Annotated in this window: 2 protein-coding genes; both read right to left on the bottom strand. The window is 35.2% G+C overall.

Translation table 11 applies throughout. The features are described from left to right. Window positions 1–62: 62 nt before the first annotated feature. Complete coding sequence (locus tag LEP1GSC202_RS11665) at window positions 63–401, bottom strand: type II toxin-antitoxin system RelE/ParE family toxin (protein ID WP_015677956.1); 339 nt, start codon at window positions 399–401, stop codon at window positions 63–65. Window positions 402–795: 394 nt separating this feature from the next. Then, window positions 796–1,005, bottom strand: a 210-nt coding sequence (locus LEP1GSC202_RS11660) for an integrase core domain-containing protein (RefSeq protein ID WP_015677957.1), incomplete at its 5' end; no start/stop codon positions are given.

Genomic DNA, 1,005 nt, shown 5'->3' with positions numbered 1-1,005 from the left:
GTGAGACAAATTTAGTAAGATCAGTATCAAAACTTTTTAATTCTTTTTTTTTCTTAATCATATTACAAATCTCCCAAATATTCAGAGTATAATTCTTCAGATTTTTTAATCATGTTTGGATAAAATTTCTTAGAAGTCGCTTTATTTCCGCCAATGAGTAAAATAGCATTTCTCTTAGGATCAAAAACAAAAAATATCCTAAATGGTCTATTTTTGCTATTAACTCTAAGTTCCTTTAAATTTTTAATTTTAGAACCGGTAATGGTATCAACATGTGGTCTTCCAAGTCTAGGCCCAAACTCTTTAAGAATTTCGATAGAAACTAAAATATCCTTTTTTGCATCATTATCTAGATCTTTTAGCCAGAGAACCATCTCTTCGGTTCTTTTTATTTCATACACTTAGAGTAATATAACGTGTAGGTAATGTATGTCAAGAATTAAGTAATCTCTTTCCCTTACTTTTTTTCGTTCTTACGGGCATGGACGCCCGTTCTTTTACGGATTTCTCGGAAATGTCGTATAACGAACTAGCCTTAACGACGTAGGCTGACCCTGAGTCCCGGTAACGGGACGTTAGGGACTGGCACGTAGTTTGCGGATGCAAACGAGTGACAGAAAGCCTATGTGTCGCAGACCGAGCGAGGCCTTGTGCCGAAGCGAAGCGTTAAGGTGCTGTTATGCGAAGTAAAATTTGTATAATTAATATTTCCGAAAATCTCTCTATTTTGGTCTTTTGGTGCTGACCTGCCCCCATTTTCAGTACCAATGGATAAGTTAGTTTTCTCTAAACATTTCAACCATAAGATCGCTTAAACTCTGAAGGAGTCAAGTAATTCAATGAAGAGTGAAGACGCTCGTCGTTGTATTCCTTTTGGAAAATTCGCAAAGCATCGGTTAACTCTCTTTGATTTTTAAAGTAGTGTAGATTCAAACACTCATCTCTAAGTTTACCATTGAAACTTTCTATAAATGCATTTTGTGTTGGTTTTCCTTTTTCAATAAA

This window comes from Leptospira yanagawae serovar Saopaulo str. Sao Paulo = ATCC 700523, from assembly GCF_000332475.2.
GTDB classification, from domain to species: domain Bacteria; phylum Spirochaetota; class Leptospiria; order Leptospirales; family Leptospiraceae; genus Leptospira_A; species Leptospira_A yanagawae.
The sequence above is the reverse complement of the archived record's forward strand: the minus strand, read 5'-3'. Positions and strand labels throughout refer to the sequence as shown.